At 70.4% G+C, this 21,509-nt stretch carries 18 protein-coding genes; 6 read left to right on the top strand and 12 right to left on the bottom strand.

Annotated features, from left to right (window positions below; genetic code table 11):
* Positions 1-5 precede the first annotated feature (5 nt).
* Entirely contained in the window at positions 6-728 is a 723-nt protein-coding gene (locus tag SL103_RS24900) for an IclR family transcriptional regulator (RefSeq protein WP_069571170.1), read from the bottom strand.
* A 192-nt stretch (positions 729-920) separates the two neighbouring features.
* On the opposite strand from SL103_RS24900, the gene SL103_RS24895 reads away from it, so the two are divergent.
* The 4 genes from SL103_RS24895 to SL103_RS24880 all read left to right on the top strand — a co-directional run bounded on the left by SL103_RS24895 (position 921) and on the right by SL103_RS24880 (position 6,053).
* A complete protein-coding gene (locus SL103_RS24895) occupies positions 921-1,739 on the top strand; it encodes a 2-keto-4-pentenoate hydratase (RefSeq protein ID WP_069571169.1) in 819 nt (272 codons plus the stop codon).
* On the top strand, positions 1,736-2,683 hold the full coding sequence (locus tag SL103_RS24890) for an acetaldehyde dehydrogenase (acetylating) (RefSeq protein WP_069571168.1): 948 nt from the start codon (positions 1,736-1,738) through the stop codon (positions 2,681-2,683). The genes SL103_RS24895 and SL103_RS24890 overlap by 4 nt, the downstream gene beginning before the upstream one ends.
* A complete protein-coding gene (dmpG, locus tag SL103_RS24885; RefSeq protein WP_079145959.1) occupies positions 2,680-3,711 on the top strand; it encodes a 4-hydroxy-2-oxovalerate aldolase in 1,032 nt (343 codons plus the stop codon). Before SL103_RS24890 ends, dmpG begins: the two co-directional genes overlap by 4 nt.
* Before the next feature lie 482 nt (positions 3,712-4,193).
* The gene (locus tag SL103_RS24880) at positions 4,194-6,053 is read left to right on the top strand and encodes a virginiamycin B lyase family protein (RefSeq protein ID WP_069571167.1); all 1,860 of its coding nucleotides are present in this window, start codon (positions 4,194-4,196) and stop codon (positions 6,051-6,053) included.
* A 187-nt stretch (positions 6,054-6,240) separates the two neighbouring features.
* On the opposite strand, the gene SL103_RS24875 is transcribed toward SL103_RS24880, so the two are convergent.
* The 10 genes from SL103_RS24875 to SL103_RS24830 form a co-directional block, all read right to left on the bottom strand.
* Positions 6,241-6,888 (bottom strand): HAD family hydrolase, encoded by a 648-nt coding sequence (locus SL103_RS24875; RefSeq protein ID WP_069571166.1) that lies wholly within the window; start codon positions 6,886-6,888, stop codon positions 6,241-6,243.
* Positions 6,889-7,058: 170 nt separating this feature from the next.
* The gene (locus SL103_RS24870) at positions 7,059-8,804 is read right to left on the bottom strand and encodes an FAD-dependent oxidoreductase (protein ID WP_069571165.1); all 1,746 of its coding nucleotides are present in this window, start codon (positions 8,802-8,804) and stop codon (positions 7,059-7,061) included.
* Entirely contained in the window at positions 8,804-9,067 is a 264-nt protein-coding gene (locus SL103_RS24865) for a UBP-type zinc finger domain-containing protein (RefSeq protein WP_069571164.1), read from the bottom strand. The genes SL103_RS24870 and SL103_RS24865 overlap by 1 nt, the downstream gene beginning before the upstream one ends.
* 28 nt (positions 9,068-9,095) lie before the next feature.
* Complete coding sequence (gene trxA, locus SL103_RS24860) at positions 9,096-9,521, bottom strand: thioredoxin (RefSeq protein WP_397739070.1); 426 nt, start codon at positions 9,519-9,521, stop codon at positions 9,096-9,098.
* Between the two features lie 23 nt (positions 9,522-9,544).
* On the bottom strand, positions 9,545-12,187 hold the full coding sequence (clpB, locus tag SL103_RS24855; RefSeq protein WP_069571163.1) for an ATP-dependent chaperone ClpB: 2,643 nt from the start codon (positions 12,185-12,187) through the stop codon (positions 9,545-9,547).
* Positions 12,178-12,588 carry a chaperone modulator CbpM gene (locus SL103_RS24850; RefSeq protein ID WP_079145958.1) on the bottom strand — a complete coding sequence of 137 codons (411 nt, stop codon included), beginning with the start codon at positions 12,586-12,588 and terminating at the stop codon, positions 12,178-12,180. The genes clpB and SL103_RS24850 overlap by 10 nt, the downstream gene beginning before the upstream one ends.
* Positions 12,585-13,541: a DnaJ C-terminal domain-containing protein gene (locus SL103_RS24845; protein ID WP_069571162.1), complete on the bottom strand. Its 957-nt coding sequence runs from the start codon at positions 13,539-13,541 to the stop codon at positions 12,585-12,587. Before SL103_RS24845 ends, SL103_RS24850 begins: the two co-directional genes overlap by 4 nt.
* 6 nt (positions 13,542-13,547) lie before the next feature.
* Entirely contained in the window at positions 13,548-14,063 is a 516-nt protein-coding gene (locus SL103_RS24840) for a nucleotide exchange factor GrpE (protein WP_104531167.1), read from the bottom strand.
* 9 nt (positions 14,064-14,072) lie between these two features.
* Positions 14,073-15,980 (bottom strand): molecular chaperone DnaK, encoded by a 1,908-nt coding sequence (gene dnaK / locus SL103_RS24835; protein ID WP_069571161.1) that lies wholly within the window; start codon positions 15,978-15,980, stop codon positions 14,073-14,075.
* Positions 15,981-16,038: 58 nt separating this feature from the next.
* Positions 16,039-16,527: a general stress protein gene (locus SL103_RS24830; protein WP_079145957.1), complete on the bottom strand. Its 489-nt coding sequence runs from the start codon at positions 16,525-16,527 to the stop codon at positions 16,039-16,041.
* Between the two features lie 221 nt (positions 16,528-16,748).
* Here SL103_RS24830 and SL103_RS24825 point away from each other — a divergent pair, with 221 nt between their 5' ends.
* Both SL103_RS24825 and SL103_RS24820 read left to right on the top strand, forming a co-directional pair.
* On the top strand, positions 16,749-18,449 hold the full coding sequence (locus SL103_RS24825; RefSeq protein WP_069571159.1) for a PucR family transcriptional regulator: 1,701 nt from the start codon (positions 16,749-16,751) through the stop codon (positions 18,447-18,449).
* Positions 18,450-18,469: 20 nt separating this feature from the next.
* Entirely contained in the window at positions 18,470-19,114 is a 645-nt protein-coding gene (locus SL103_RS24820; RefSeq protein ID WP_069571158.1) for an MEDS domain-containing protein, read from the top strand.
* Positions 19,115-19,205: 91 nt separating this feature from the next.
* Here the strand turns inward: SL103_RS24820 and SL103_RS24815 are convergent, their stop codons facing one another.
* Positions 19,206-21,407 (bottom strand): FUSC family protein, encoded by a 2,202-nt coding sequence (locus SL103_RS24815; protein WP_069571157.1) that lies wholly within the window; start codon positions 21,405-21,407, stop codon positions 19,206-19,208.
* Between the last annotated feature and the right edge of the window lie 102 nt (positions 21,408-21,509).

Here is a 21,509-nt window from a genome sequence, read left to right as displayed (position 1 = left end):
CCCGATCACGTACCGGAGCGCAACGCACGTGACAGCCCCAACGCGGCGGTTCGCACCGCCGGAGCGAGCTGGGCCGGCCGGAAGCGGCTGCGGGGCACGGCGACCGACAGCGCCGCCACCGCCGCCGCCCCGTCGAAGACGGGTGCCGCGATGCAGCTGACGCCCAGGGCGGCCTCTTCCTCCTCGTAGGCCAGGCCGGCGACCTGAGCCTGCTCGATGGCGGTGCGCAGCCTTTCCGGATCGGTGACCGAGTGTGGCGTGAGGCTGGGGAGGGGGGCGCCCAGCACCTCCTCCGCCAGCTCCGCGCCGGAGAAGGCCAACAGTGCCTTGCCGACGCCGGTGCAGGTCAGCGGAAGCCGACCGCCGATCCGGGAGGGCAGCCGCAGGGCGCCATGACCGTGGATGCGCTCCACGTAGACCACCTCGTGGCCCTCGCGCACCCCCAGATGCACGGTCTCGTGCGTGGCCTCGAACAGGTCCTGCAGAAAAGGCAGGGCCGCCTCGCGCAGATCATGCCGGCGCGGCACGAGCGAGCCGAGTTCGAAGAGCTTGCCGCCGAGCCGGTAGCTCTCCGCTTCGCGTTCGAGCAGACCGAGCCGGACCAGTTCGCCACACAGTCGGAACGCCGTGGTCTTGCTCAGACCTGTACGCACAGAGAGTTCCGTGAGACGGAACGATCCACCGTCCGGTCGGAAGCAATCCAGGACAGCCACCGCCTTGTCCAGCATATTTCCCTGCGCGTTGTTCCGTGTCATGGAACATATTTTGCCGTCACTCACGACGCGCGTCTATACCTGGCATGCGTCACAGCGACGGCCGGCATCCCCGTACCGAGCCCCTCACCAACTCCGCTCCCTTCCGGAGGTAATCCGCATGCCCCTCCCGCAGCCCCTTCGCACTGCTCCCGACAGGGGCGCAGCATGAACGCCCACGCGTCCGCCGGTGCGGTGGCCGAGGTGGCGGCCGTCCTGGACGAAGCCGCCCGCGCCGGCGTCCCGTGCCCCCCGGTGCGTCATCTGCTGCCCGAGGCGGACGTCGCGACCGCCTACGCGGTGCAGCGCCTGAACGTCGAGCGCGGCATCGCTGCCGGCCGGCGCCCGGCAGGCCGGAAGATCGGCCTGACCTCGCCCGCCGTGCAACGGCAACTCGGTGTTGACCAGCCTGACTTCGGCGCCCTGTTCGCCGACATGGCGGTGCCCGAGGGGCAGCTGATCGCCCCGGGCCGGCTGGTGCAGCCGAAGATCGAGGCGGAGGTCGCCCTGGTGCTCGGCGCGGACCTGCCGCACCGGGACCCGACAGTCGCCGACCTGCTGCGCGCCACGGCGTTCGCCCTGCCCGCGCTGGAGATCGTCGACAGCCGCATCGCCGACTGGGACATCAGCATCGTCGACACGGTCGCCGACAACGCCTCCTGCGGCCTGTTCGTCCTCGGCGGCACCCCCGTACCGCTGGACCGCGTCGATCTGCGCGACGTACGGATGACCCTGACCAGGAACGGCGAGACCGTCTCACGGGGCACCGGTGGCCACTGCCTGGGCAGCCCGCTGACCGCCGCCCTCTGGCTCGCCGCCACGCTCGCGGGCATAGGGGAGCCGCTGCGAGCCGGCGACATCGTCCTGACCGGCGCGCTCGGCCCGATGGCCGTCGCCACCGAAGGCGACGAATTCACCGCCCACATCGAAGGACTCGGCACGGTCACCACCGCGTTCGCCGCCGCCACGGAAGGAACCGGAGCATGACCACGAAGGTCGCCGTCATGGGCTCGGGCAACATCGGCACCGACCTCATGATCAAAATTCTGCGGCTCTCCGACTCCTTGGAGATCGCCGCCATGGCCGGCATCGACCCCGACTCCGACGGCCTGGCACGCGCCCGACGGCTGAACGTCGCGACCACCCACGAGGGCGTGGACGGCCTGGTCGACATGGCCGAGTTCGCGGACGTGTCCCTCGTCTTCGACGCCACATCCGCCGGCGCGCACCGGCGCCACGACGAGGTCCTGCGCCGACTCGGCCGCACGGTCGTCGACCTCACTCCCGCCGCGCTCGGCCCGTACGTCGTGCCGCCGGTCAACGGCGACGCCCATCTGAACGCGCCCAACGTCAACATGGTCACCTGCGGCGGGCAGGCCACCGTCCCGATAGTGGCCGCCGTCGCCGCCGTGGCCCCGGTCCACTATGCGGAGATCGTCGCCTCGATCTCCGCGCGCTCGGCGGGTCCTGGCACGCGGGCCAATCTCGACGAATTCACCGAGACCACCTCGTCGGCCCTGGAGCAGGTCGGCGGCGCGGCCCGCGGCAAAGCCATCATCGTCCTCAACTCCGCCGAACCGCCTCTCGTCATGCGGGACACCGTGCACTGCCTCGTCGGCGACTGCGACGACGCCGCCGTGACCGCCTCCGTGGAGGAGATGGCCGCACGCGTCCAGACGTACGTCCCCGGCTATCGCCTCAAGCAGAAGGTGCAGTTCGAACGCGTCGCGATCGACAGTCCCCTGCGCTCGCTCCTTCCCGCGGCCTTCCGATCCGGCCAGGCCGCCAAGGTGTCGGTGTTCCTCGAAGTGGAGGGCGCCGCCCACTACCTGCCCGCCTATGCCGGCAACCTCGACATCATGACCTCGGCCGCCCTGCGCACCGCCGAGCGCATGGCCGCCCACCGCACCACGAAGGTGGTCTCCCCGTGACCGCGCACCGGCCGAACACCCTGTACCTGCAGGACGTGACCCTCAGGGACGGCATGCACGCCGTCCGCCACCGCTACACCGTCGAACAGGCCCGCACCATCGCCGTCGCACTCGACGCCGCCGGAGTCGCCGCGATCGAGATCGCCCACGGCGACGGCCTGTCCGGCTCCAGCATCACCTACGGCGTCGGTGCCCACACGGACTGGGAGTGGATCGAGGCCGTCTGCGACGCCGTGACCCACGCGGTGCCCACCACCCTGCTCCTCCCCGGCGTCGGCACCGTGCAGGACCTGCGCCGAGCACACTCCCTCGGCATCCGCTCGGTGCGCGTCGCCACCCACTGCACCGAGGCCGACATCTCCGCCCAGCACATCGCCGCCGCCCGCGACCTGGGCATGGACGTGGCCGGCTTCCTGATGATGTCCCACATGGCCGCACCCGCCGAACTGGCCCAGCAGGCCAGGCTGATGGAGTCCTACGGCGCGCACTGCGTCTACCTCACCGACTCGGGCGGCCACCTCACCATGGACGGCGTACGCGACCGCGTCCGCGCCTACCGCGACGTCCTCGACCCGTCCACCGAACTGGGCATCCACGCCCACCACAACCTCGGACTGGGCGTGGCCAACTCGGTCGCCGCCGTCGAGAACGGCGTCACCCGGGTCGACGCCTCCCTCGCCGGCCAGGGAGCCGGCGCCGGCAACTGCCCCCTGGAGGCGTTCGTCGCGGTCGCCGAGCTGATGGGCTGGGAGCACGGCTGCGACCTGTTCCCCCTGATGGACACCGCCGACGACGTCGTACGCCCCCTCCAGGACCGCGAGGTGCGGGTGGACCGCGAAACCCTCACCCTCGGCTACGCGGGCGTGTACTCCAGCTTCCTGCGCCATGCGGAGACGGCCGCCCAGTGCTACGGCATCGACGCCCGCGCGATCCTCATCGAGGTCGGTCGCCGCGGGCTGGTCGGCGGCCAGGAAGACCTGATGACCGACATCGCCCTCGACCTCTCCGCGGCCCCCACAACGGCCTGACGCGAAGGGACCGCACGGTGGCGGGCGGTCAACGCGCCCCACCTCATCGCCCTCGTCCGCGCCGGAGCGATGCTCCTGGCCGCATCACGTGAAATTCGTCCTCTCGTCCGGCGTGCCCGGGTTGGGCCGTGTATTGGGCTGTCCGGGTGATAGTCGAGTCAAGACGGTGGTGCTCCATTGCCCATTTCGGGTTAATGGAGGTGACGATTTTCCGGTGGGTTGCCCATCTCTCCGGGGAGAGATGGGCAACCCCTGCGCTGCGCCGGTGCGTGGTGCGTGTCGGTGTGTCCTCTCTCTGTCCCGGTGTGCAAGCGGTAATCCGGTTCGGGTATTCCGGCGCTGCGCGACGCGGGCCCCGGCGGGAGTGCTTGGGCAGCCCTCTCAGCTGAGAGAGGTGTGTCATGGAATCGACTACAAGTTGGGTGGCAGCTCCGGAGGTGGCCCGCGGGGTTCGGCCGGTTGTACCGGCCCCTGGATCCGAGGTGGCCGCTGTACGGGAGCTTGCGGCCGCGCCGTTGAGTGCGGCGTTCTCCACGGTGACGATCCCGGCGGGCACGACCCCGCTGGCGGTGGCGGTGGCGCAAAACGGCAACGTCTACGTCGGCAACGCCAATTCGGCCAATGTGACGGTGATCAGCAGCACCACGAACACCGTCCTGGCCACCGTCCCCGCCGGCTCGGACCCGGCCATGATTGCGGTGGCGCAGAACGGCAACGTCTACGTCACCAACCAGAGCTCGAACAACGTGACCGTGATCAGCAGCGCCACGAACACGGTCCTGGCCACCGTCCCCACCGGCGGCGGCCCGTTCGCGCTGGCGGTGGCGCCGAACGGCAACGTCTACGTCGCCAACAGCATCTCGAACAACGTGACGGTGATCAGCAGCACCACGAACACGGTCCTGGCGACCGTCCCCGTCGGCGCGGTCCCGGACGCGGTGGCGGTGGCGCAGAACGGCAACGTCTACGTCGCCAACCGGAACGCGAACACCGTGACGGTGATCAACAGCGCCACCAACACCGTCCTGACGACCCTCCCCACCGGTGGTTTCCCGGGCTATGCGGCGGTGGCGCAGAACGGCAACGTCTACATCGCCAACCAGACCTCGAACAACGTGACGGTGATCAACAGCGCCACGAACACGGTCGTGGCCACCGTCCCCGCCGGCTCGGTCCCGGGGGTGATCGCGGTGGCGCAGAACGGCAACGTCTACGTCACCAACACCGTTTCGAACAACGTGACGGTCATCGACAGCGCCACGAACACGGTCCTGGCCACCGTCCCCACCGGCGGGGGCCCGTTCGGGGTGGCGGTGGCGCCGACCGGCAACGTCTACGTCGGCAACAGCAATTCCAACAACGTGACGGTGATCAGCAGCACCACGAACACGGTCGTGGCCACCGTCCCCGTCGGCGCGTTCCCGTTCTCGGTGGCGGCGGCGCAGAACAGCAACGTCTACGTCACCAACGCCAATTCGGCCAACGTGACGGAGATTTCGCCGCTCACGGTGACGACCTCGCCGGCGTCGCCGGTGTGCGGGCAACCGGTGACGTTCAACATTTCCGGGGGGACTCCGAACGGGACCGCGGTGGTGAACTTCGGAGACGCCAGCTCCACGGTCACCGTCCCCCTGGACGCCACCGGGAGCGGGCAGACCACCCACACCTACACCGCCGGTATGTTCACCGCGACCGTGAACGGCAATCCCACCCCCGTCACCGTGGGCACCAACCCCACGACGACGGCGCTGTCGGTGACGCCGAACCCCTCCACCTGCGGGCAGAGCGTGACCGTATGCGCCACCATCACCCCGACCACAGGCACCACCACCGTGCCGACCGGCACGGTCACCTTCACCCTCCCCAACAGCCAGACCCAGGTGGTCCCCGTCAACGCCTCGGGGCAGGCATGCTTCACCACCACCGCCCTGACCACCGGCACCCTCACCGCCACCTACAGCGGTGACAGCTGCTTCACCGGCTCCCCCGCCAGCACCTCCGTCACCGTGAACCCCGCCCCCACAACGCTGACCGCGCAGCCAGGCACGATCCGGCTCCGGTTGACCCCGCTGCCCGAGTTCTACATCCCCACCCTCAGCGCCACCCTGACGACCACCTCGGGGATGCCGGTGGTCGGTCAGCCGGTGACCTTCACCGCCAGCACGCTCTTCGGCCCGGTCAACCTCGGCACCGCCATCACCGACGCCAACGGCACCGCCACCATCCACAACGCCGTCGTCCCCGTCTTCGCCGTCGCCACCCCCTTCTACACCGCCACCTTCCCCGGCACGGCGTGCTACACCGCCGCCACCGCCCACGGCATCCTGCTGTTCGTCCCCTGATCTCACCGGCTCCGAAAACCCCACGTCACCTGGTCTGCTGCGACGGGAGAAGCACGCCGTGGCCCAACCGGCCGAGCCGGCAGACCAGTCGGGGGGCTCAGCGGCACGTGTGGGCTCCAGCAGGAAGGGCGGCAGAACGACCCGACTCCGCGCTCGCGAGCCGCGCTTCCGCCACCGCTCGCCGCCGTCAGGTGGCGGTGCCGTCGCCCCCGTCCGCCCCTTCCGTCATATAGCGCTCCAGCCAGGACGGAAACTCCGTCAGGTCCGCCAGCACCACCTCGGCACCGGCGTTGCGCAGCTCCGTGGCATCGCACGGGCCGGTGGCGACCGCGACGGACAGCGCGCCCGCGGTGTGCGCCCCGACGACGTCACCGATGTGGTCGCCGACGTAGACCTGCGCATGGTGCTTGCGCAGCGCCTCGGCCTTGCCCGCCGCCCACAGGGAGCCGAAGAGGGCGTCCACGTCGAGGCCGAGGTGTTCCAGGTGCAGCTTGGCGTTGGGCTCGTACTTCGCGGTCACCACGATCGCCCGGCCGCCCGCCGCATGGATCGCGTCGATGGCCTCCCGGGCACCGGGCATGGCGGGCGACGCCGCGACCGCGTATTGCGGATACAGCTCGCGGAAGAGAGCGGCGGTCTCCGCCACTCGCTCCTCGGGGAACCAGTGGCGGATCTCGTGCTCCAGCGGGGGCCCCAGCCGGCTCGCCGCGAGGTCGGCGTCGATGAAGGTGCCGGTCCTGGCTGACAGCTCCTGATAGACGGCCCTGATGCCCGGACGCGAGTCGATCAGCGTCATGTCGAGGTCGAAGCCGACCGTCAAGGAGTGTGCAGCCATGCCCGCCATTGTGCCCGCAGCGGCAGCCCCGGTCAGGGAGGCGCGACCCCGGCCCCCTCAGCGCGGGACCCGCCGCAGCCGCCACACCAGGAAAAACGCCGAGGCAACCGCCGCCACCCGCACGATCCCCGGCAGCCCGTCGGCCGTCTCCTGCCCCAGGACGGCCGGTGTCAGGACACCGACTGGGCCGGCACGGACCGAGGCTCGCCCACGCCGGAGCCGCGGACGAGATTGCCTTCCTGGGCCCGGTGTTCATGGACGAGTCGGACGGCCATGGCGCCTTCCCCCGCGGCGGAGGCGACCCGCTTGACGGACCCGCTCCTGACGTCACCCGCGGCGAAGACACCCGGCAGCGTGGTCTCCAGCATCAGTGGCCCACGCCCGAGTGGCTCCCAGATGTTCTCGTCGGCCGCTGCCCGGGCGTCGGCGCCGGTGAGCACGAACCCCCGCCGGTCCAGCGCGACGACGTCCTTCAGCCACTCGGTGTGCGGCCGGGCGCCGATGAACACGAACAGGGCGCGGGCCGGCAGTTCGTGACGGTCGCCGGAGGTGTTGTCCTCCACGGTCAACGACTGCAGGATGCCCTCCCCGTTGACCTGGCGCACTTCGGTGTGGGTCAGCACCTCGACCTTCGGATGGCGTGTCACCTGGTCCACCAGATAGCGTGACATGTCCTTGCCGAGGTCGCCGCTGCGGACGATCAGATACACCTTGGGTGCGTATTCGGCGAGGAAGAGCACCGCCTGGCCTGCGGAGTTGCCCCCGCCGACCACGGCCACGGGGTCCATCCGGCACAGGTTGGCTTCGTGGAGGGTGGCGGCGTAGTAGACGCTGGAGCCTTCCAGCCGGTCGATGCCGGGGACGTCGAGCCTGCGGTAGTGCACTCCCGAGGCCAGGACGATGGTGGCGGCCCGGATCTCGGAGCCGTCCGCGAAGGTGAGGGCGTACCGGCCGTCGCGCGGTTCGAGCGAGGTGGCCTCGGCGGGGACGGTGAGCTGTGCGCCGAATTTGCGGGCCTGGAGCACCGAGCGTTCCATGAGTTCGCCACCCGAGATCCCGGACGGGAAGCCCAGATAGTTCTCGATGCGCGAGGAGGTGGCGGCCTGGCCTCCGGTGGCCATGGCGTCGACGGCTACGGTGACGAGGCCGTCGGACGATCCGTAGACGGCGGCGGCGAGCCCGGCCGGGCCCGCGCCGATCACCACCAGGTCGTATTCACCGTCGCCGTGCGCAGAGGTGGGGAGCCCGATGAGGCGGGCGAGGTCCGCGATGCTGGGATTGCGCAGTATTTGCTCTTCCTTCCAGATGACGACCGGGGTCTCGTCCGGGCGGATGCCGAACCGGCGCAGCAACGCCTCGGCTTCCTTGTCCTTCTCCAGGTCGATCCATCGGTGGGGTAGCCGGTTGCGGGCGGCGAATTCACGCAGTCGCAGGGTGTTGGGGGAGTAGCACGAGCCCAGGATCCGGAAGCCGGCGCCCAGGCCGATGAGCAGGGACCGGCGGCCGAGGTAGGCGCGCAGAATCAGGTCCCCGAGGGCCGGATCGCGCGCCACCAGGGCCCGCTGGCGCTCCACCGGGACCGCGAGGACCTGGCCGGGCTCGCGTACCACCGCGGTGTCGAACGCCGTCTGCCCTTCGAGCAGACCGAGTTCCCCCAGAAAGCGGCCGGGGCCGTGTACCGCCACGGTGCGTTGGTCGGGACCGCCGTAGTCGTGGATGATCTCGACCATCCCGCTGACGATGGCAAGGAACTCCGCGCACGGTTCGCCCTCGCGGAACAGCACCTCGCCCCGCCGCGTGGGGCGGTACTCGCCGTACTGGGCCAGCGCATCGAGCTGTTCCGGCGTCAGCCGGGGGTAGGCTCCGTGCTGATCGGGGGTTTCGGTGGGTACCCCGTCCGGGCCGGCGGCAGTCATCAGACCACGGCCTCGTGGACGTAACACCAGCGCCAGTTCTCTCCCGGTTCGAGGGGCTGCACGATGGGGTGGCCGTCGTTGGCGGCGTGCAGACGGGCGTGTTTGAGCGGCGAGGAGTCGCAGCATCCGACGTGTCCGCAGGTCAGGCACAGCCTGAGGTGCACCCAGGGGGAGCCGAGGCGCAGGCACTCCTCGCAGCCCCCGGGTGTGCGCGGCGTCACCGGGCGCACGAGCGACAGGTGCCAGTCGCTTTCGGTAGTCATGATGGTCGTCCTTCCTTGGCGGACGGGCTCAGCGGCGACCCGCGATGGTCTCCTCGACCCATTGGCGCAGCACGTGGGCGGGGGCGGCGCCGGCCTGTCGCGCGATGGTCTCTCCCTGGTCGAGAAGGAGCAGGGTCGGCACGGCCTGCACCTGGAATCGCTGGGACAGCCTGGGGGCCTGGTCGACATCGACCTTGACGAGCTTGATCTTTCCGGCGAGCTCGCGGGCGACCTGTTCCAGTGCGGGGCTGACCATGCGGCAGGGACCGCACCAGGTGGCCCAGAGGTCGACGAGGACGAGGGGCGCCGCCTTGTCGGCGATCTCCGTGAAGTCGTCGTCGCCGGCATCGACGATCCAGGGCAACGGGGTACCGCAGTTTCCGCATTTGGGACGCCCGTCCCCCGCTGCCGGCACCCGGTTCTTGCGGCCGCACGAGTCACAGACGACCGTCATGCTCCGGCTCGTTGTCACCGTGCTCACGCAGCCATTCCGTGGTCGGCCGGGGCCGGCCTGTCGTACGTCACCACCAGTTCACCGTTCTGGGCGTCGACCCGGATCGCCGAGCCGTCCTGTACATCGCCGCGGATCAGGGCCCGCCCGACGAGTGTTTCGACCTCGTGCGAGATGAAGCGGCGCAGCGGCCGTGCCCCGTAGACGGGGTCGAAGCCCTGCTGGGCGATGAGCTCGCGGGCCTGCTCGGTGAGTTCGACGGTGATCTGGCGTTCGGCCAGGCGCCGGCGCAGGTCGTTGAACTGCAGCTCGACGATGCGCTTGATCTGGTCCATGCCCAGCGGCTTGAACAGCACGACGTCGTCGACGCGGTTGAGGAACTCGGGGCGGAAGTGGCTTCGCAGTTCGCCCTCGACCAGGGCCCGTGCCTCGGGTTTGATCTCGCCCTCGGGGGTCACCGCGTCGAGCAGATGGGCGGATCCGATGTTGGAGGTCATGATGACGACGGTGTTGCGGAAGTCGACGGTGCGGCCTTGGGCGTCGGTGATCCGGCCGTCGTCGAGTACCTGCAGCAAGGTGTTGAAGACATCGGGGTGTGCCTTCTCGACCTCGTCGAACAGGACCACGGAGTAGGGCTTGCGGCGTACCGCCTCGGTGAGCTGGCCGCCCTCCTCGTAGCCGACGTATCCGGGCGGCGCTCCGACCAGTCTGCTGACGGTGTGCCGTTCCTGGTACTCGCTCATGTCGAGACGGACGATGCTCTCCTCGGTGTCGAACAGTGCCGCGGCCAGCGCCTTGGCCAGTTCGGTCTTTCCGACGCCGGTGGGGCCGAGGAAGATGAACGAGCCGATGGGACGGCGCGGGTCGCGGATGCCGGAGCGGGCCCGGATGATGGCGTCGGTGACCAGCTTGACGGCCTCGTCCTGGCCGATCACCCGCTCGGTGAGGATCTCGTCGAGCCGCAGCAGCTTCTCCCGCTCGCCTTCCTGCAGCCGGGTCACCGGGATGCCGGTCCAGGCGGCGACGATCTCGGCGATCTCGTCCTCCGTGACGACCTCGCGCAGGAGCCGGGTATCGCCCTGCTTGGCAGCGAGCGCCTCCTCTTCGGCGGCCAGCCGGCGTTCGAGTTCGGTGAGTGTGCCGTAGCGCAGTTCGGCGGCGCGATTGAGGTCGTAGGTGCGTTCGGCCTCCTCCGCTTCCTGACGCACCTGTTCCAGTTCCTGACGCAGCTCCTGCACTCGCCGGATGGCCTGGCGTTCGGCCTCCCACTGGGCGTTCATGGCGTCTGCCTCGGCGCGCAGGTCGGACAGTTCGCGCCGGAGCTCCTCCAGCCGCTTACGGCTGGCGGCGTCGGTCTCCTTTGCGAGGGCCGCATCCTCGATCTCCAGACGGGTCACCCGGCGGGTGATCTCGTCGAGTTCGGCCGGCATGGAGTCGATCTCGGTGCGCAGCCGCGCGCATGCCTCGTCGACGAGGTCGATGGCCTTGTCCGGCAGGAAGCGGTCGGAGATATAGCGGTGGCTGAGGGTGGCCGCGGCGACCAGCGCGGTGTCCTGGATCTTCACGCCGTGGAAGACCTCAAGACGTTCGCGCAGGCCGCGGAGGATGGAGACGGTGTCCTCCACGCTCGGCTCGTCCACCAGGACCTGCTGGAAGCGGCGTTCGAGGGCGGCGTCGGACTCGACGTGCTTGCGGTACTCCTCCAGCGTGGTGGCGCCGATCATGTGCAGCTCACCGCGGGCGAGCATCGGCTTGAGCATGTTGCCGGCGTCCATCGCGCCCTCGGCGCCGCCGCCGGCTCCGACGACCGTGTGGAGTTCGTCGACGAAGAGCAGGATGCGCCCCTCGGCGGCCTTGACCTCGCTCAGCACGGCCTGCAGCCGTTCCTCGAACTCACCACGGTATTTGGCGCCCGCCACCAGCGAGCTCATGTCGAGGGAGAAGATGGTCTTCTCGCGCAGCCCCTCGGGGACGTCGCCGCGGACGATCCGCTGTGCCAGTCCCTCCACGATGGCCGTCTTGCCGACGCCCGGATCGCCGATCAGCACGGGGTTGTTCTTCGTCTTGCGGCTGAGGATCTGGGTGACGCGGCGGATCTCCGCGTCCCGGCCGATCACCGGGTCCTTCTTGCCGCTGCGCGCCTCGGCGACCAGATCACGGCCGTACTTCTCCAACGCCTCGTACGCGGCCTCGGGGGTCGCCGAGGTGACCCGCTGGTGGCCGCGGATGCGGGTCAGCGCGGACAGGAAGACGTCCTTGGTGATGCCGTGTTCCTTGAGCAGACGTCCCGCCGCGGTCCTGGAGCCCTCATCGGCCAGTGCCAGGACGAGGTGCTCCACGGACACATATTCGTCCTTGAGCCGCTTGGCCTCCTGCTCGGCGGTGTCCAGCAGCTTGGCCAGCCGCTGGGTGACGTACACCTGGCCGGGTGTGGCGCCGGGTCCGGTCACCTTCGGCCTGCGTGACAGCTCGCCCATGAGCGAGGCGCGCAACGCCTTGGTGTCGGCGCCCGCTTGGTCGAAGAGCCGCGGCACCAGCCCGTCCGGCTGGTCGAGGAGGGCGAGCAGCAGATGCTCACCGTCGACCTCGGTCTGGTCCATCCGGCCGGCGATCGTCTGCGCTTCCTGAAGGGCTTCCTGGGACTTCTGGGTGAGCCGGTTCATATCCACGATTCATCACTCCTCGAGCCGGCGTTGCTGCGTCTCAACGCGGCCTCCAGCTCGCTGATCCGGTCGAGCAGATCGAGCACCAGACCGAGGGAGGCGTAGTTGAGGGGGAGCCCGGCCCGTAGCCGTTGGATGCGGGCGAGAGTTGCGGGCGCGCCCGGGCCGAACCACAGCCGCCCGCTGTGGTCGCGGGTGGCGTCGACCAGGCCGAGGGTGACGAACCGCCGGACGAGATCGGGGTGGAGTCCGGAGCGCCGGGCCACGACGTCCAGGCTGAGTCTGTCGACGGGAGCGAGGGCGTAGTTGCGGACAACGACGTTCAGGGCCCGCTGCTTGTCCGGCGCCGTCGGCCGGCGATGCCCGGCCTCCGGCCCGGCGGCAGCGCGCCGTGGATCATGGGTCATCCTGGCTTCCTCGGGTCGAAGGTGGACACGGCAGCCAGCTCCTCGAAGAGCTCACGCTCCCGGTCGCCGAGTTCGGGCGGCACCATGATCCGGACCTCCGCGTAGAGATCTCCGTTGGCGCCACGGGGGTTGGGCATGCCCTCGCCGCGCAGCCGCAGCCGGCGGCCGCTGGACGAGCCCCTGGGAACGGCGACTTTGGCGGTGCCGCCGGGCGTGGGTACCGGTACCGTCGCGCCGAGCGCCGCCTCCCAGGGCGTGACGGGAAGCGCGACGTGGATGTCCCGGCCCTCCAGGCGGAATCGCGTATCGGGCTTGATCCGTACGCGGAGGTACAGATCTCCCGGGGGACCGTCGTCGCTGCCCCTGCCGCCTTCCCCGGCCAGCCGGATGCGCTGTCCGTCGACCACGCCACGTGGGATGTTGACGTCGTAGGTCCGCTGTCCGCCGGGCCCGGCGAGGGTGATGCTGCGACGGCCGCCGTGGTAGGCATCCTCGACACCGAGCTGGATCTCGGCCTCCTGGTCGGCCCCGGGAACCGGGCCCCAGCGGCCGCCGCCTCCGCCGCGGCCGTACATCCCGCCGAACAGGTCCTCGAAGCTGATGCCGGAGCCGTCGAATCCCTCGCCGTAGTCGGTGAACCGGACCCGGCCGCCGCCGGTGGACCGGCCGCGGCCGCGGGCTCCCGCCCCGGCCCCCACGCCCGCTCCCACCCGTTCTTCCCAGTCCTCCGGGATCTGCCGGAAGTCCTCGCCGAAGCGGTCGTAGCGCTTGCGCGTCTTGGGGTCGGACAGCACGCTGTACGCCTCGTTGAGCTCCTTGAACCGTTCCTCGGCCTCCGGGTCCTTGTTGATGTCGGGGTGGTGTTTGCGGGCCAGCTTGCGGAATGCCTGCTGGATGTCGTCGGAGCTCGCGTTGCGCTGCACCCCGAGCACGTCGTAGTAGTCCCGTGCCATGGGGCGTCACTCCTGCCGCTTGCTGACCATGACGGCCGCGGGGCGCAGCTGCCGGTTCCCCTCGCCGTAGCCGGGACGCACCACCCGCACGACGGTGTTCGGCTCGGCCTCGGGGTCGTCGACGATGCCGACGACCTCGTGCACGGCCGGGTCGAACGGCACTCCGGTCTCCTCGTAGCGGGGATACCCGAGCCGGCGGAGCACGTCGACGGCCTGGTCGCGTACGGCCTTGACGCCTTCGACCACGGCGGACGGATCGGATCCGGCATGGGTGAGCGCCAGGTCCAGATTGTCGACCACCGGCAGCCAGGCCGCCGCGGTGCGGGCGCGTTCCTCGTTCCGTATGGCGTCCAGTTCCTTGGCGTGGCGCTTGCGGAGGTTGTCGAGGTCCGCGAGGGCGCGGCGCCAGCGGTCCTGGAGTTCGTCGAGGGCCGCGGCGTGGTCGTCCACCTCCGGCTGCTCCGGGGGCAGGGCCTGGCTCAGCTCGTCCTGGGGCGTCGTCGGCTCCTGTTCGGTGGACATCGCCGCACCTCAGCTCTTGTCGAATTCGGCGTCGACCACGTCGTCGTCGGATCCGGCAGTGCCCGAAGCACCGCCTGCCCCGGCGCCCGCCGTGGCCCGCTCCTCCGCGGACGGGCCCGCGCCTGCCTGGTGGGAGGCCAGTGAGGCGTGGATCTGCTGGAGTTCGGAGGTCAGCGACCTGACCTTGTCGAGCGGCGCTTCTTCCTTGACGGCTTCCCGGGCGTCGGTGACGAGCATCTCGGCCCGTGCCTTCTCGTGCGCGGGTGCGGCGTTGCCCAGCTCGTTCAGCCGGCGTTCGACCTGGTAGGCAACGGCGTCCAGCTCGTTGCGGGCGTCCACCGCCGCGCGCAGCGCCTGGTCCTCGCCGCGGTGCGCTTCGGCCTCCTGGACCATCCGCTCGACCTCGCTTTGGTCGAGGTTGGAGCCCTCGCTGATGGTGATGCCCTGCTCGGCGCCGGTGTCCTTGTCACGCGCGGTGACGTTCAGGATGCCGTTGGCGTCGACGTCGAAGGTGACCTCGACCTGCGGCTCGCCACGAGGCGCGGGGCGGATGTCCTTGAGCTGGAAGCGGCCCAGGACGCGGTTGTCCTTCGCCAGCTCGCGCTCTCCTTGCAGGATGACGATGTCGACGGCCCCCTGGTTGTCCTCGGCGGTGGAGAAGGTCTCCGTGCGGCGGACCGGGATGGTGGTGTTCCGCTCGATGATCTTGGTCATCACACCGCCGCGGGTCTCCACGCCCAGCGACAGCGGGATGACGTCGAGCAGCAGGACGTCCTTGACGTCGCCCTTGAGCACCCCGGCCTGGATCGCGGCGCCCATGGCCACGACCTCGTCGGGGTTGACGCTCATGTTCGGGTCCTTGCCGCCGGTCAGCCGGCGGACCAGGTTCTGGACGGCGGGGATGCGGGTGGAGCCGCCCACGAGGATGACCTCGTCGATATCGGCCTCGCTGATCTTGGCGTCGCCCATCGCCTGCTTGACCGGTTCCATGGTCCGCTCGACCAGGTCGGAGGTGATCTGGTCGAACGTGGACCGCATGACCGTCTCGGTCAGATGCTTCGGGCCGGCGGCGTCCGCGGTGATGAACGGCAGGCTGACCTGCGTCTGGGTGACCGAGCTGAGTTCGGTCTTGGCCTTCTCCGCGGCCTCGAAAAGCCGTTGCAGGGCCTGCGGGTCGTTCCGCAGGTCGATGCCGTTGTCGCGTTGGAAGTTGTCCGCCAGGTGGTCCACCAGCCGCCGGTCGAAGTCGTCACCGCCCAGGTGGCTGTCGCCCGCGGTGGACCGGACCTCGACCACCCCGTCGCCGACGTCGAGCAGGCTGACGTCGAAGGTGCCGCCGCCCAGGTCGAAGACGAGCACGGTTTCGTGCCCCTTCTTGTCCAGCCCGTAGGCGAGGGCCGCCGCCGTGGGCTCGTTGATGATGCGCAGGACCTCCAGTCCCGCGATGCGCCCGGCGTCCTTTGTCGCGGTGCGCTGGGCGTCGTTGAAGTAGGCGGGGACGGTGATGACGGCTTCCGTCACCTTCTCGCCCAGCTGCTTGGCGGCGTCGTCGGCGAGCTTGCGCAGGACCAGTGCGCTGATCTCCTCGGGCGCGTACAGCTTGCCGCGTACCTCGAAGCGCGCATTGCCGTGGTCGTCGGCGACCACGTCGAAGCCGACGGCCTTCGCCTCGTCCGAGATCTCGTCGTAGCGGCGGCCGATGAAGCGCTTTGCCGAGTAGATGGTTCCCTTGGGGTTGAGGATCGCCTGGCGGCGGGCCAACTGGCCCACGAGCCGCTCGCCCGAGTCGGTGAACGCAACGACCGAAGGGGTCGTGCGGCTGCCCTCGGAGTTCGGGAGGACCGTCGCCTCACCGCCCTCCCACGCGGCGATCACCGAGTTGGTGGTTCCGAGGTCAATGCCGACTGCCTTAGCCATGGGGATACTCCTTCATCGCAAGCCACGGAAGTGTTCGCGCGCCCTGTGCCGCGGGGTCTCACTTCTCGGTGTCGGTGGTGCCGGCCGCCGCGCTCCCGAGCCGGTCGAGCAGCTTGGCGGCCTGATCGGCCACCTCGGCGTCCGCCACGACCTCGTACCGGCTCGGCTGCATCGCGCTGACCGATGCGAAGTCGCGACGCCCGCGCTGCACGCCGTGCAGAAGCAGTCCGAGCAGCGCGCCGATCACCGCGCCGAAGATCAGCCCGTAAAGGGCCAGCAACAGCGACGACAGCACCGGGTTGAGCCAACTGAGCAGGCCGAAGAGCCAGCCGATCAGTGCACCGGGGAGCGCTCCGGATGCGGCCCCGCTCAGCGCCGCCCTGCCATATCCGATACGGCCGACAACTTGTTCGACGAGTTGCAGGTCGTGGCCGATGATGGCGACGCGTTCCACCGGGAATTCCTGGTCGGACAGGTAATCGACGGCGCGTTCCGCCTCCGCGTAGGTGGCGTAGGACGCGATGGGTCGACGATCCTGCTGGCTCATGTCCCCTCCTCCCGGCGACATGCCACTGCTACGGGTTCACGGCTGACCGCTTCAGTCTCGCCATGGCGGGCGACCCGCGGCCTGCGCCTGCGGGGCCGAAATCCGTAGGCAATCTCGGTCTGCCAGGGTGAGCTGATCGAGCCCGACATTTCGGACAATGTCGGCGCCATTGGGTACTGTGGATACCGGGCGGCTCCCTTAGAAAGGCCCGTGATCCCACCATGGCCACCACGTCGGGCACGACGGGCCGGTCCCCCCGGAGCAGCTGGGGCCGCGAGCACCTGGCGAACCTGTACAGCCTTTTCGTGCTCTCGATGATCATGAATGACGCGCCGGACGAGAGCGACGTCCTGACGCGGGCCCTCACCGCCGTCGGCACCCTCGGTCCGTGCCGCGCCGAGGCCGCCTACCTCACGCTCGACAACGGCCTGACCCGCACACCCGCCGACTGGCCCCACGCCACCCGCCACCTCGATGCCCAGGTCCGGAGACTGGGCGGTCAGGGTGGGCCGGTCACGGTGCCGGACCGGGAATGGGGCTGGAGCCTCGCGCTGCGCAGCACGGCGGACGCCATCGGCCACCTGGTGGTCAGCGCACCGTCCCGGCCCACCGATGACGAGTACTTCCTGCTGCGGGTCCTGGCTCAGCAGACCGCGGCGGCCCTTACACAAGCCATGGCCCGGCGCACGGAACGCGACCGTGAACAGCAATTGCGGCAGCTCAGCGAGGACCGCGCGGCCACGAACGCCCGGCTCACCACGTCCGTCTCCGAACTGGAGCATCAGCGCTCCGTCCACGAGATGCTCAGCGACGCCTCCGCGCACGACGACGGCGTACAGGGCATCGCCGAGGCCCTCCACAGGCTCACCGGCTACCCGGTCGCCATCGAGGACCGCTTCGGCAATCTGCGGGCCTGGGCGGGCCCGGGCCGCCCCGACCCCTACCCCAAACCCGAGGCGACCCCGCACGAAGAGCTTCTGCAGGATGTGGCCCGCCGACAGCTGCCGGTGCGGGTGGCGGAACAGGTCATCGCGCTGGCCCAGCACCGTGGCGAGGTCCTCGGCACCGTGGCCCTGATCGACCCCGAAGCAAGCGCCGGCGAGGAAGAACGGTTCGCCCTCGATTACGCCAGCACTGCGCTGGCCCTGGAACTGGCCCATCTGCGCAACCTCGCCGAGGTGGAACTGCGGCTACGGCGCGAACTCGTGGACGACCTGATCACCGGCACCGACGACGCGAGCGCCTACGCCCGGGCCGCCGCGGTAGGCCATGATCTGCACGGTCCGCACTATCTCGTCGCCGCGCAATGGACGGGCCGGCCGGCCGACGACACCTTCGTGCAAGCGGTCGGCAGGTCGGCGGCCGGGCTGCGGATGCGGTCACTGCTGGCCAGACGGTCCGGGATGGCCGTCCTGGTACTGCAGGGCCGTCCCCAGGCGAAGGCCCTGCACGAGGCAGTGGGCCGCGAACTCGGCTCGCCCACCGGCTCGATCGGTGTGGGCGGCCGCTGCGACACCCCGAGCGAGATCCCCCGCTCGTTCCAGGAAGCGCTGCGCGCCCTGGAGGTCCGCCAGTGCTCACAGTCCCCCCACGGCGCCACGACCTTCGACGAACTGGGTCTCTACCGCATCCTGGGGTCGGGCGGCGGCTACCGGGAGGTCGAGCAGTTCGTCCGTGAGTGGCTCGGCCCGCTCCTGGACTACGACGCCGGACACCACTCGGACCTGGTCCAGACCCTCTCCCAGTACTTCGAGTGCGGTGGCAACTACGACGCCACGGCAGCCGCCCTGGCCATCCACCGCAGCACCCTGCGCTACCGGCTCCAGCGCATCCGCGAGGTCAGCGGTAGTGACCTCGGGGACGTCGACAGCCGGCTGAACCTGCACGTTGCCACCCGGGTGTGGAAAGTCCTGGGCGGCTGACCCTGACCAGGAGGCGAGCGATGCACCGGCGGACAGCGGACGCTCCCGTGGCCGCTGTCGCTCACCTGGGCGGGGTACCACTGACTCCCGGCGACCACATCTGTGCCCTGTACCGGGGGCGTGCCGAGCGGGACCAGCTCATGACCCCCTTCTTGGCGGAGGGCCTGAGCGCAGGGCACATCTGCCTCCTCTTGGGCACCGAGGGCGACGGCGGTACTTTTCGCGACGTCTTGGCCTCTCACGCCCCCGCGGTGGGCGGGGGCGGCAACAGCCTCCAGATCAGGGGCCCGAACGAGTATCTGCGGGACGGGACCTTCGACGGAGACCGCACACTGGCCCGGCTCTCCGCATGGTCGGACGAGATGTTCCCGGCCGACAACGACACCTGCGCCCGGCTCGCCGCCGATATGAGCTGGGCCCAGCCCTTGGTGCAGCCCGCCTTCGTCGAGGACCTGGTCCGGTACGAGATGCACGCGACCCGGTGGCTGCGGTCGCATCCCCAGGTGGGGATGTGCATGTACGACCTGGAGATGTTCCACAGTGACCTGATCGTCCCACTGATCAAGGCCCATCCGAAGGTCTGGCTGAACGGCATGATCATGGAAAATCCGTACTTCCTCGATCCCGACGAGGAGACCGGGCCACCGGCCTCCGGGGAGACCTGACACCGCTCACCGCGCGGCTCCGGCCGTGCGCACATCCCGCCGTCCGGTTCCGGCACGAAACCCCGGCTTGCCGCACGGAACGCGGCGCTGCCTATCCGACGTCCTCGGGTGGCGGAGCCGAGCCGTCACCGCGCCCCCGCCGGAGTTCCTGTTCCTCTTCCGCCTCTGCCGCCGCTTCCTCCGGTGCCGGTCGCTCCTGCCGGTTCTCCCGCGCCTCCCGGACCGACTCGACATCCCGTTCCAGCGGTGTCGTGCCCAGCGCGGCCGTCAGCTCCTCCAGGGCCCCCAGCAAAAGTTCCGCGCCACGCCGCACCACCGGATCATCACCGTCGTCCGCGCCCTCCCAGGCGTCGAGCGCCGCCGCTACCCGCTCCCATCCCGGGGCCCGCCGCTCGCGTACGTCCCGGGCCGCACGCGCGGTGTCCGCCCGCAGGGCCGCCGCGAACAGTGCGGCTTCCGGGACGGGCCGCACCCCTGGCCCTGGCAGATGGGCCTCCAGAAGCATCGCCGCCCGCCCCATCGACTTGAGCGCCTCATACGCGTCCTGGGCCGCACTGCGGGTCAGTCCACGATGCTTCACCGGCTCTTGCTTGGACCGCTCGAAAGCCTCGTCCCACGCGGCCTCCTTCTTACGGGCGGCAAGCAGTGCCTGCCGCACTTCCGCGCGATGCCCGCCGCCGGGATCCGCGTAGCTGCCGACCACCGCCGCCGCGTACCGCCCGTTCGCGGCGAGCCAGTCCGCGAGACGGTCCAGCAGCCGCGGGGTCTCCCAGGCCGGAAAGACCACATAGGCCAGCATCGCGAGCGCACCGCCGAGCAGGGTCAGCAGCACTCGGTCCCGCACCGTCTGGTGCCACTCCGCGCCCCCCATCCCGAGCAGGAAGACGACATACGCTGCGGCGAAGGACTGCGAGACCGCGTACCCGGTGTGCATCAGCAGGTACATCAACCCGGCTGAGAACACGGCCAGACCGCCGGACAGATATGCGCCCGGGTGAGCCAACTGCACCACTCCGGTGGCCAGGCCGACGCCTACGAGAGTGCCGGAGAACCGGGCCACAGCACGGGAGTAGGTCTGGTGGAAGTCGGGCCGCAGCACCATGACGGAGGTGATCGGCACCCAGTAGCCGTGGCCCAGCGGAAGCGCATTGCCGAGCAGGTAGCCGAGGCACGCCACCCCGGCGAGACGTACAGCGTGCCGGAGCACAGTCGAGTCCCGGGTGAGCTCGCGGCGCATCGCACGCAGCACGACCGGCACCATCCGGAACATGGTCGGACGCACCAGTGCCGGGGCGTTCGCCGCGTGGGTGCCGCCGCTGTCCGCGGTCTCCACGACCTCGCGCAGCAGATCGGACAGCCGCACCGCTGCCAGCCGCGCCGGCCCCCGCAGCACCTCGTCCTCCCCGCTCCGGAGGGCCTCCATGGCTTCGGAGGGCGCCCGGACCGGGGTACCGCGGCGGATCGAGTGGGCAGCGGCGTCCAGCACCTCGCCGGCCGCCTTCAGGAGTTCCCGCGCCCGGTCGCGTTCCGGCCCCTCCGCCGGAGCGCCGACCCGGGGGTCGGCGAGGGAGGCGAGGACCGGGCGGATGCGCTCGGCCAGGCCGCGGGGGCCGTGCAGGGCGGCGGGCCGCCGGCGCGCCTGCCACGGCGTGACCGCAGCGGCGTCGCGGGCCGTCATCATCGGTTCCGGGGCGAAGGGGGCCACCGGGTCGTGCCGCAGCCGCCGGGCGTAGTCGGCCACGGCGGCGAGGGCGCAGGCGAGCGCATCCCGGTGCGCTCCCCAGCGGCGGATCGGGAACAGCAGGATCAGCGTCGCTTGCACCACACCGCCGAAGGCGATCACCGCGGCTTGCTCCAGCGCCTGCACCACGGTGGTCGGCAGGGTGATGGTCACCAGCATGATGCCGATCGTGGTGGCCGCGACGATCCCGGCGGTCGAGCCCGCGGCCCAGGCCATTCCGGCGCCGAAGGACCACACGGCGAGCAGCAGGAGGAACGGCACGGGGTGCGCCCCCGCCAGATATCCCAGGAAGGTGCTGAGCGCCAGGCCCACGCCGGCGGCCAGCGCGAGCACCTTGCGCGGGCGCCAACTCCGCTGGAACGTGGCGGTGCCGGCCGAGAAGGCTCCGAACGCGGCGGACGCGGCATGGGCCGGGGAGGCAAGCCACAGCGCGAGCCCGATCACGGTTGCCACTCCGGCCGCGGCGCGCAGTGCGACCAGCGGTTCGAGCCGGGTCCTCTCAATGGTCAGTCCGGAGCGCACGATCAGCCCCAGCGCCCGCAGCCACGTCACGGCGCCGAGCTTAGGGCGAGGCCGGGGCCGTCCGCCGTCAGCCGCACCGTGCACCCGTCCACGTGAGCTACCACGCGGTGCCGCCCGGGAGCGAACCGAGGA

Source organism: Streptomyces lydicus, assembly GCF_001729485.1.
GTDB classification, from domain to species: Bacteria; Actinomycetota; Actinomycetes; order Streptomycetales; family Streptomycetaceae; genus Streptomyces; species Streptomyces lydicus_D.
The sequence above is the reverse complement of the archived record's forward strand: the minus strand, read 5'-3'. Positions and strand labels throughout refer to the sequence as shown.

Coding starts and splice junctions, on each gene's coding strand:
- SL103_RS24900 (WP_069571170.1), bottom strand. CDS start 728: ATGCTGGACAAGGCGGTGGCTGTCCTGGATTGCTTCCGACCGGACGGT.
- SL103_RS24895 (WP_069571169.1), top strand. CDS start 921: ATGAACGCCCACGCGTCCGCCGGTGCGGTGGCCGAGGTGGCGGCCGTC.
- SL103_RS24890 (WP_069571168.1), top strand. CDS start 1,736: ATGACCACGAAGGTCGCCGTCATGGGCTCGGGCAACATCGGCACCGAC.
- SL103_RS24875 (WP_069571166.1), bottom strand. CDS start 6,888: ATGGCTGCACACTCCTTGACGGTCGGCTTCGACCTCGACATGACGCTG.
- SL103_RS24870 (WP_069571165.1), bottom strand. CDS start 8,804: ATGACTGCCGCCGGCCCGGACGGGGTACCCACCGAAACCCCCGATCAG.
- SL103_RS24865 (WP_069571164.1), bottom strand. CDS start 9,067: ATGACTACCGAAAGCGACTGGCACCTGTCGCTCGTGCGCCCGGTGACG.
- trxA (WP_397739070.1), bottom strand. CDS start 9,521: ATGACGGTCGTCTGTGACTCGTGCGGCCGCAAGAACCGGGTGCCGGCA.
- SL103_RS24850 (WP_079145958.1), bottom strand. CDS start 12,588: ATGACCCATGATCCACGGCGCGCTGCCGCCGGGCCGGAGGCCGGGCAT.
- SL103_RS24845 (WP_069571162.1), bottom strand. CDS start 13,541: ATGGCACGGGACTACTACGACGTGCTCGGGGTGCAGCGCAACGCGAGC.
- SL103_RS24840 (WP_104531167.1), bottom strand. CDS start 14,063: ATGTCCACCGAACAGGAGCCGACGACGCCCCAGGACGAGCTGAGCCAG.
- dnaK (WP_069571161.1), bottom strand. CDS start 15,980: ATGGCTAAGGCAGTCGGCATTGACCTCGGAACCACCAACTCGGTGATC.
- SL103_RS24830 (WP_079145957.1), bottom strand. CDS start 16,527: ATGAGCCAGCAGGATCGTCGACCCATCGCGTCCTACGCCACCTACGCG.
- SL103_RS24825 (WP_069571159.1), top strand. CDS start 16,749: ATGGCCACCACGTCGGGCACGACGGGCCGGTCCCCCCGGAGCAGCTGG.
- SL103_RS24820 (WP_069571158.1), top strand. CDS start 18,470: ATGCACCGGCGGACAGCGGACGCTCCCGTGGCCGCTGTCGCTCACCTG.